The organism is Thermus oshimai DSM 12092, assembly GCF_000373145.1.
In the GTDB taxonomy this organism is placed as follows: domain Bacteria; phylum Deinococcota; class Deinococci; order Deinococcales; family Thermaceae; genus Thermus; species Thermus oshimai.
The window spans coordinates 126521-134652 of the sequence record NZ_KB890622.1 but is presented as its reverse complement, the minus strand read 5'-3'; the positions used below and the strand labels follow the sequence as shown (position 1 = coordinate 134652).

The 8132-nt window shown below is 67.5% G+C and carries 10 protein-coding genes and 1 tRNA gene; 9 read left to right on the top strand and 2 right to left on the bottom strand.

Annotated elements, in window-relative coordinates; genetic code table 11:
* The coding region (locus tag B043_RS0110945) for a helix-turn-helix domain-containing protein (protein ID WP_018462019.1) at positions 1-244 on the bottom strand (244 nt) is incomplete at its 3' end.
* A 485-nt stretch (positions 245-729) separates the two neighbouring features.
* Between B043_RS0110945 and B043_RS0110935 the strand changes: the two genes are divergently transcribed.
* Both B043_RS0110935 and B043_RS0110930 read left to right on the top strand, forming a co-directional pair.
* Positions 730-972 carry a hypothetical protein gene (locus tag B043_RS0110935; RefSeq protein ID WP_018462017.1) on the top strand — a complete coding sequence of 81 codons (243 nt, stop codon included), beginning with the start codon at positions 730-732 and terminating at the stop codon, positions 970-972.
* Positions 947-2134 (top strand): tyrosine-type recombinase/integrase, encoded by a 1188-nt coding sequence (locus B043_RS0110930; RefSeq protein ID WP_018462016.1) that lies wholly within the window; start codon positions 947-949, stop codon positions 2132-2134. The genes B043_RS0110935 and B043_RS0110930 overlap by 26 nt, the downstream gene beginning before the upstream one ends.
* A gap of 108 nt (positions 2135-2242) precedes the next feature.
* Here B043_RS0110930 and B043_RS0110925 read toward each other — a convergent pair.
* Positions 2243-2317, bottom strand: a tRNA-Ala gene (locus B043_RS0110925).
* A gap of 163 nt (positions 2318-2480) precedes the next feature.
* Between B043_RS0110925 and rpsB the strand changes: the two genes are divergently transcribed.
* Genes rpsB through B043_RS0110890 form a run of 7 tightly spaced genes read left to right on the top strand, consistent with a single transcriptional unit; the run spans position 2481 to position 8132 of the window.
* Positions 2481-3254 carry a 30S ribosomal protein S2 gene (gene rpsB, locus B043_RS0110920; RefSeq protein ID WP_016329550.1) on the top strand — a complete coding sequence of 258 codons (774 nt, stop codon included), beginning with the start codon at positions 2481-2483 and terminating at the stop codon, positions 3252-3254.
* The gene (gene tsf / locus B043_RS0110915) at positions 3251-3841 is read left to right on the top strand and encodes a translation elongation factor Ts (protein ID WP_016329551.1); all 591 of its coding nucleotides are present in this window, start codon (positions 3251-3253) and stop codon (positions 3839-3841) included. The genes rpsB and tsf overlap by 4 nt, the downstream gene beginning before the upstream one ends.
* Positions 3842-3893: 52 nt before the next feature.
* Complete coding sequence (pyrH, locus tag B043_RS0110910) at positions 3894-4598, top strand: UMP kinase (RefSeq protein WP_016329552.1); 705 nt, start codon at positions 3894-3896, stop codon at positions 4596-4598.
* Positions 4599-4608: 10 nt separating this feature from the next.
* Positions 4609-5166 carry a ribosome recycling factor gene (frr, locus tag B043_RS0110905; protein WP_016329553.1) on the top strand — a complete coding sequence of 186 codons (558 nt, stop codon included), beginning with the start codon at positions 4609-4611 and terminating at the stop codon, positions 5164-5166.
* 34 nt (positions 5167-5200) lie between these two features.
* Positions 5201-6025, top strand: coding sequence for a phosphatidate cytidylyltransferase (locus B043_RS0110900; RefSeq protein WP_016329554.1), 825 nt, complete (start codon positions 5201-5203; stop codon positions 6023-6025).
* The gene (dxr, locus tag B043_RS0110895; protein ID WP_018462015.1) at positions 6022-7125 is read left to right on the top strand and encodes a 1-deoxy-D-xylulose-5-phosphate reductoisomerase; all 1104 of its coding nucleotides are present in this window, start codon (positions 6022-6024) and stop codon (positions 7123-7125) included. The genes B043_RS0110900 and dxr overlap by 4 nt, the downstream gene beginning before the upstream one ends.
* Positions 7122-8132: a M50 family metallopeptidase gene (locus tag B043_RS0110890; RefSeq protein WP_018462014.1), complete on the top strand. Its 1011-nt coding sequence runs from the start codon at positions 7122-7124 to the stop codon at positions 8130-8132. The genes dxr and B043_RS0110890 overlap by 4 nt, the downstream gene beginning before the upstream one ends.

The following is an 8132-nucleotide window of genomic DNA, read 5'->3' as shown; positions in this document are numbered from 1 at the left end:
TGGGCTTGGCCCCGGGGTTCCTGTGGCGGAAATCGGCCAGAGCCCCCGGTCCCCCCTCGTTATACCGTTTGACGGTGGCGTGGACCCAGCGAGGGGTGTGGCCGGTGAGCTCGGCGATCTCCCGGGCTCCCAGGCCCCGCTTGGCGTGGTAGACCGCCAGAAACCGCAGGCGGGCCACCGGGTCCTTCTCCTTCTTCACCCTCTCCTTGAGCTCCTGGAAGGTGAGGTGGTCAGCAACCGTCATGAAAGAAGGATACTATGGAAAAGGGTATTAACCGTCCCCTTTACCATTTTCTCCTCCCCGAGCCCCTCCGCTCCGCCTCAGCGGAGGGGCTCCTTGTCACCCAGATCCAGTCGGCCCTCCAGGAGGTCCAGGACCACCCGGCGGGGGATCACCAAACGGCGTCCCAGCCGGAATCCAAACCGCCTCGCCAGTTCGTAGGCCGTTTCACGGCCCACGACCCCCCGGAGGAGCTGCTGTAGCTGCTGTACGGTTACCAGAGCCGGTAGTTCCTGTAGGTTCCGTTCCATACATCCAACAATTTGGCGTCGACAACGCCAGAGATCGACGCCGCAGTTACAATTGGTGGGGTCTGTAATGCAAAAATGCCGGTTTGCGTCCCTTTTGATCCAGTGCTAACGGCTTGCCGGACTAACGACACCTGTCTTCGGAGCTAGATCAACGTTCCCTCCGCTGCTAGACCAGAGGGGTCTTGCTACCATAAAGGTATGCCAAGGGGAGAAAACCTGGAGCGGGTCCGTCCCCCCAAGGAGCGCCGGGCCGCCCTGCTGGGGGTGGAGCTCCTGGCCCCCGGGGAGGGGCGGATGGCGGTGAGCGTGCGGGGGCCCAAGGGGGCCCTGGAGGTCTTCAAGGCCCTGCCCGCCAAGGAAAGGGGGCGGGTGGTGGTGGCGGGGCTTAAGGCCCTGGGACTGTGGGAGGAAGGGGATGGGGAGGAAGCGGGGCAACGGTAGCGGCTCGGTGAGCTACCACGCGGCCAAGGGCAAGTGGCGGGCGGAGGTGCGCTGGGTGGACCCCTCCACGGGCCGGGTGCGGAGCGTAACCCGCTACGCCCCCACCCGCAAGGAGGCGGAGACCCTGTTGGCGGAGCTCCTCCTGCAGAGGGGGCGGGGCCTCCTGCTGGAGCCCGACAGGACCACCCTGCGGGACTGGGCCCAGCGCTGGCTCCAGCGCAAGGCCCGGGAGGTGAAGCCCAAGACCCTCCTCCTCTACACGGACGAGCTGGCCCTGGCCCTGCCCAGCCTGAAGAACCCCAAGGCCCGGGACCCCCTGGGCTCCAAGCCCCTCCAGAAGGTCCGGCCCGCCCACATCCAGGAGGTCCTAGACGCCCTCCTGGAGCGGTACAGCCCCCGCACGGTGCGCAAGGTGCGGGAGCGGCTGAGGGCGGTGTTCCAGGAGGCCCTGGCCCTGGAGATGGTGGCCAGGAACCCTGTGGACCCGGTACGGGTCAAAGGCGGGGAGCCCTCCCGGCCCAGGGGGCGGGCCCTGGAGCTGGGGGAGGTGGCCGCCCTCCTGGAGGCCCTGGAGGTCCACCCCGACCCCCGCACCGCCCTGGCCCTCAGGCTCTGCCTGGCCTGCGGCCTCAGGAGGGGGGAGGTGCTGGGCCTGAAGTGGGAGGACCTGGACCTGGAGGCGGGCACCCTCACCGTGCGCCGCACGGTGGGGGTCATCCGGGGAAAGGGGGTGGTGGGAACCCCCAAGACGCAGAGGGCCTACCGGACGGTCCCCATCCCCCACGCCACCCTGCTCCGGCTCCGGGGCTACCGGGACTGGCTTCTGGCCAAGGGGGTGGCCCCGGAGGACCTACCGGAGCTTTGGGTCTTCCCCGGCAACGACCCCTCAAGGCCCCTGGACCCCAACACCCTGAACCACACCCTGCGCCGCATCGCCCAGCGGCTGGGCCTGCCGCCCCTCCGGGTGCACGACCTGCGCCATAGCTACGGCTCCCACCTCCTGGCCAACGGGGCTCCCCTGGAGGTGGTGGCGGAGCGCATGGGCCACGCCAGCCCCACCATCACCCTGGGCATCTACCGGCACGTCCTGGAGCACGAGCGCCAGGGGTGGGTCCTGGACCCCGAGGACCTTCTCCGGGCCCCGGGGAGGGCCAGGGCATGAGGCGGGAAAACCTGCAAGGGTTGCAGTCTGGGTCCGGGTTGCGGTCCGCGTTGCGGTCCAAAGGCAAAACCCACCCCCGGGTGAGGGTGGGTTTTGCCGTCCTGGACTTGGTGGAGCGGGGGGGATTTGAACCCCCGTCCTCCCGCTTGCAAGGCGGGTGCTCTCCCTCTGAGCTACCGCCCCAAGCCTAGGAGAGTATAGGCCAAAGGGGGGGCTTACGTAAAGGCATAAGGGGCCCTATAATCGGAAGGGTGTGCCGGACCAGCCCTCGGGCAGGGGAAGGTCCCTTGGGAAAGAGGCCGGCGCACCGGAAACGCCAAGCCCAACCTTCCCCGATGGGAGGATTATGCCTGTAGAGATCAGCGTAAAGGAGCTCCTGGAGGCCGGGGTCCACTTTGGCCACGAGCGCAAGCGTTGGAACCCCAAGTTCGCCAAGTACATCTACGCGGAGCGCAACGGCATCCACATCATTGACCTCCAGAAGACCATGGTGGAGCTGGAGCGCACCTTCCGCTTCCTCGAGGACCTCGCCATGCGCGGGGGCACGGTCCTCTTCGTGGGCACCAAGAAGCAGGCCCAGGACATCGTGCGCATGGAAGCGGACCGCGCGGGGATGCCCTACGTGAACCAGCGCTGGCTGGGCGGCATGCTCACCAACTTCCGCACCATCTCCGCCCGGGTGCAGCGCCTGGAGGAGCTGGAGGCCCTTTTCGCCTCCGAGGAGATCAACGAGCGCCCCAAGAAGGAGCAGGTGCGCCTGAAGCACGAGCTGGAGAGGCTACAAAAGTACCTCTCGGGCTTCCGCCGCCTAAAGCGCCTTCCCGACGCGGTCTTCGTGGTGGACCCCACTAAGGAGGCCATCGCGGTTAGGGAGGCCCGCAAGCTCTTCATCCCCGTGGTGGCCCTGGCGGACACGGACTCCGATCCCGAGCTGGTGGACTACATCATCCCCGGCAACGACGACGCCATCCGCTCCATCCAGCTCATCCTCTCCCGGGTGGCGGACCTCATCATCCAGGCCCGGGGTGGGGTGGTGGAGCCCTCCCCCTCCCTAGCCCTGGTGGAGGAGGCGGAGCGGCAGGAAATGTTGGCTTCCGGGGATGAGGAGGTGGAAGCGTGAGCCAGGTGGAGATCATCAAAAAGCTCCGGGAAGCCACCGGGGCGGGCATGATGGACGTGAAGAAGGCCCTGGAGGACGCGGGCTGGGACGAGGAAAAGGCGGTCCAGCTCCTAAGGGAGCGGGGGGCCATGAAGGCCGCCAAGAAGGCGGACCGGGAAGCCCGGGAGGGGGTCATCGGCCACTACATCCACCACAACCAGCGGGTGGGGGTCCTGGTGGAGCTCAACTGCGAGACGGACTTCGTGGCCCGGAACGAGCTCTTCCAGAACCTAGCCCGGGACCTCGCCATGCACATCGCCATGATGAACCCCCGCTACGTCTCCGCCGAAGAGATTCCCCAGGAGGAACTAGAAAAGGAGCGCCAGATCTACATCCAGGCGGCTCTGAACGAGGGCAAGCCCCAGCAGATTGCGGAGAAGATCGCCGAGGGGCGCCTGAAGAAGTACCTGGAGGAGGTGGTCCTCCTGGAGCAGCCCTTCGTGAAGGACGACAAGGTCCGGGTGAGGGACCTCATCCAGGAGGCCATCGCCAAGATCGGGGAAAACATCGTGGTGCGGCGCTTCTGCCGCTTTGAGCTGGGGGCGTAGGCCATGCGCGCGTCCGGGGCCCTAACCCTTTAGGGCCCCGGTTTTTCCTGCCATGCGGTACAAACGGGTTCTCCTCAAACTTTCGGGTGAGTTCCTCACCCAAAACGGCTTCGGCATAGAGCCCGAGGCCACCCAGGCCCTGGCCCGGGAGATCAAGGCGGCCTACGAGACGGGGGTGCAGCTGGCCATCGTCATTGGGGCGGGGAACCTCTGGCGGGGGGCCAGGCAGGGGGTGGGGATGGACCGGGCCACCGCGGACTACATCGGGATGCTGGCCACCATCATGAACGCCCTGGCCCTGCAGGACGCCCTCGAGGCCCTGGGGATCCCCACCCGGGTCCAGACCGCCCTCACCATCACCCAGGTGGCCGAGCCCTACATCCGCCGCCGGGCCCTGAGGCACCTGGAAAAGGAGCGGATCGTCATCTTCGGCGGGGGGACGGGAAACCCTTTCTTCTCCACGGACACCGCCGCCGCCTTAAGGGCGCTGGAGGTGGGGGCGGAGGTGGTCCTCATGGCCAAGAACAAGGTGGACGGGGTGTATTCCGACGACCCCCGGAAGAACCCCAACGCAAAGCGCTTTGACGAGCTCACCTACATGGAGGTCCTGAACCGGGGCCTTCAGGTCATGGACCCCACCGCCATCACCCTGTGCATGGAGGCGGGCCTTCCCATCGTGGTCTTTGACATCTTCAAACCCGGCGCCCTGGTGGGTATTATCCAGGGGGAAAAGGTGGGAACCCTCATCCACCCGTAAGGAGGGCACCATGACGCTGAAAGACCTGTACGCGGAAACCCGAGCCCACATGCAAAAGAGCCTCGAGGCCCTGGAACATAACCTGGCGGGCCTGCGCACCGGACGGGCCAACCCCGCCCTGCTCCTGCACCTCAAGGTGGAGTACTACGGCACCCACGTGCCCCTCAACCAGATCGCCACGGTCACCGCCCCGGACGCCCGCACCCTGGTGGTCCAGTCCTGGGACCAGAACGCCCTCAAGGCCATTGAGAAGGCCATCCGGGACTCCGACCTGGGCCTGAACCCCGCCAACAAGGGGGACGCGCTTTACATCAACATCCCCCCCCTCACGGAGGAGCGCCGCAAGGAGCTGGTGCGGGCGGCCCGCCACTACGCGGAGGAAGGGCGCATCGCCATCCGCAACATCCGGCGGGAGGCCTTGGACACCCTGAAGAAGCTGGCCAAGGAGCTCCACCTCTCGGAGGACGAGACCAAGCGGGCGGAAGGGGAGATCCAGAAGATCACCGACGAGTTCATCGCCAAGGTGGACGCCCTGGCGGAGAAGAAGGAAGCGGAGATCCTTGGCTGATGCAAGGGGTCCCCTTCGCCCCCGGGGGGGGAAGGTGAGGGACGACCTTCCCCTCAGGGTGGTCTCCGCCCTGGTGGGGGCCTCCTTGCTCCTCCTCGTCCTTTGGGCGGGGCTCCCCCTCATCCTCCCCACCCTTCTCCTCCTCCTCTGGATCGGGGGGCTGGAGCTCAAGGAGATGCTGGCCAAAAGGGGCATCGCCCTCCACTTCCCGGGGCTTTTCCTGGGGGGGGTGGTCCTCTACCTCTTCTCCCTTCCCCCTCTCCACTGGCACTTCCCCCAGGTGCCCTGGCGGGAGGTGGCCCTGGGGCTTTTCCTCCTGGGAAGCTTCAGCTTTGAGCTCCTGCAGGGGGCCAACCTCCCCCGCCTGGCCTTCACCCTTCTCGCCTTCCTCTACCTCCCCTGGAACCTGGGCTACGTCCTCCTCCTCCGGGAAACCCCGGACCCCCACCTCGGCCTTTGGATCCTCTCCCTCCCCATCGTGGCCAGCTTCGCCACGGACATCGGGGCCTACTTCGCGGGGCGGTTCTTCGGCCGGAACAAGCTCGCCCCCAGCATCAGCCCGGGCAAGACGGTGGAGGGTTCCCTGGGGGGCATCCTGGTAAGCTTCCTGGCCATGGTGGCCTACACGAGCCTGGTGCGGGAGGTCTTTCCCTTTGGGCTTTTGGAACTCCTCTTCTTCAGCCTCCTCCTTTCCCTGGCGGCCCAACTTGGGGACCTGGCGGAGTCCATGCTGAAGCGCTACTGTGGGGTGAAGGACTCCGGGCGCTTCCTGCCCGGGCACGGAGGGCTTTTGGACCGCATAGACAGCCTCCTCTTCACCTTCCCCCTCACCTACTACCTGGTGGTGCTCTTCACATGAAACGGGTCGTGGTCTTGGGGTCCACGGGGTCCATCGGCCGGCAGGCCCTGGAGGTCTGCCGCTGGCGGGGCTACCGGGTGGTGGGCCTGGCGGCGGGAAAGAACCTGGAAGTTCTCCTACCGCAGATAGAGGAGTTCCAACCCCTTCTGGTGGCCGCAGACGAAAGCCTCCACGCGGAGCTTAAGGCCCGCTTTCCCGGTCTGAGGCTGGGTAGCCCCGAGGAGGTGGCGGCCCTCGAGGCGGAGGTGGCGGTGGCCGCCATCCCGGGCCTGGCGGGGCTTCCCCCCACCCGCGTGGCCGCCCGGACGGGGAAGCGCATCGCCCTGGCCAACAAGGAGGCCATGGTGGCCGCGGGGCCCCTTCTTTGGCAGGAGGTGGAGGCCCATGGGGCGGAGATCCTCACCGTGGACTCCGAGCACTCCGCCCTTTTCCAGGCCCTTTTAGGGGAAAGGCGGGAGGACGTGGCCGAACTCATCCTCACCGCAAGCGGAGGGCCTTTCCTAAGGGGGCCGGAGGACCTTTCCCAGGTCACCCCGGAGATGGCCCTGGCCCACCCCAGGTGGCGCATGGGCCCCAAGGTCACGGTGGACTCCGCCACCCTCTTCAACAAGGGCCTCGAGGTCCTGGAGGCCAAGGAGCTCTTCCGCTTTCCCCTGGAATGGATCCGGGTCCTGGTCCACCCCGAGGCCTACGTCCACGGCCTGGTGCGCTTTAAGGACGGCAGCCTCAAGGCCCAGCTCGGGCCCACGGACATGCGCCTGCCTATCCAGTACGCCCTCACCCACCCAGGAAGGGCGGAAACCCCCCTCAAGGACCTCCCCCTCCCGGAAACCCTCACCTTCCTCCCCCCGGACACCCGGCGCTTCCCCGCCCTAGAGGTGGCCTACGAGGCGGGCAGGCGGGGGGGCGTGGCCCAGGCGGCGGTCTCGGCTGCGGACGAGGTGGCGGTGGAGGCCTTCCTCGCGGGGCGGATCCCCTTCACCGCCATCCCCAAGGTGCTGGCCCAGGTCCTGGAAAAGGTCCCCAACCTTCCCCTAACATGGGAGAACCTCTTCGCCGTGGACGCCTGGGCCCGGGAAGAGGCCAAGAGGTGGGCATGAGCCTCATCTGGTTTCTGGTCATCGTCGGGGTCAGCGTCTTCGTGCACGAGCTCGGCCACTACCTGGCCGCAAGGGCCCAGGGGGTTCGGGTCAAGGCCTTCAGCATCGGGTTTGGCCCCATCCTCCTGAGGAAAGCGGCCTGGGGCACGGAGTGGCGGCTTTCCGCCATCCCCTTAGGGGGGTACGCGGACATCGAGGGCCTCCTCCCCGAGGAAAAGGGGCGGGGGTACGACGCCCTCCCCTTCCCCGGCAAGCTCCTGGTCCTGGTGGCCGGGGTGTTCATGAACCTCCTCCTGGCCTGGGCCCTCTTGGGCTACCTTTTCAGCGCCCAGGGGGTGCCGGAGGCCACGGGGCGGGCGGCCATCGTGGAGGTCCTGCCCAGGAGCCCCGCGGAGGAGGCGGGGCTAAAGGCGGGGGATATCCTCCTCAAGGTGGACGGCAAGCCCCTTTCCGCGCCCCAAGACATCAACCGGGTGAAGACCCCGGGGGCGCACACCCTTACGGTGCTCCGGGAGGGGCGGGAGGTGGAGCTCTCCCTCACCTGGCGGGAGGGGATGGAGCGGCTTGGGGTGGTCTACCAGCCGGAGGTGCGCTTCCGGCGGGTGGGCTTCCTGGAGGGGGTGGGGCTGGCGGTGGCCCGCTCGGTGCTCTTCCTCCCCCAGATGGTGCGGGCCCTGGTGGGCGGGGTGGTGGGGGCCCTGTCCGGAAACCCGGATAGCGGGGTGGTGGGGCCCGTGGGCCTGGTGGCCGAGGCGGGGCGGGCGGCCAAGGAGGGGCTTTTCCGCCTCATAGAGCTCACCGCGGCCATCAACCTCTCCCTGGCCCTCTTCAACCTCCTCCCCATCCCCGCCCTGGACGGGGGGCGGATCCTCCTCCTCGTCCTGGGCCGCTTCTTCCGCCTGCGCCCAGAGCAGGAGGCCACGGTGCACTACCTGGGCTTCCTCTTCCTCCTCCTCCTCATCCTGGCGGTGACCTTCCAGGACCTACGGAGGCTTCTCGGAGGCTAG

Coding starts and splice junctions, on each gene's coding strand:
- B043_RS0110935 (WP_018462017.1), top strand. CDS start 730: ATGCCAAGGGGAGAAAACCTGGAGCGGGTCCGTCCCCCCAAGGAGCGC.
- B043_RS0110930 (WP_018462016.1), top strand. CDS start 947: ATGGGGAGGAAGCGGGGCAACGGTAGCGGCTCGGTGAGCTACCACGCG.
- rpsB (WP_016329550.1), top strand. CDS start 2,481: ATGCCTGTAGAGATCAGCGTAAAGGAGCTCCTGGAGGCCGGGGTCCAC.
- pyrH (WP_016329552.1), top strand. CDS start 3,894: ATGCGGTACAAACGGGTTCTCCTCAAACTTTCGGGTGAGTTCCTCACC.
- frr (WP_016329553.1), top strand. CDS start 4,609: ATGACGCTGAAAGACCTGTACGCGGAAACCCGAGCCCACATGCAAAAG.
- dxr (WP_018462015.1), top strand. CDS start 6,022: ATGAAACGGGTCGTGGTCTTGGGGTCCACGGGGTCCATCGGCCGGCAG.
- B043_RS0110890 (WP_018462014.1), top strand. CDS start 7,122: ATGAGCCTCATCTGGTTTCTGGTCATCGTCGGGGTCAGCGTCTTCGTG.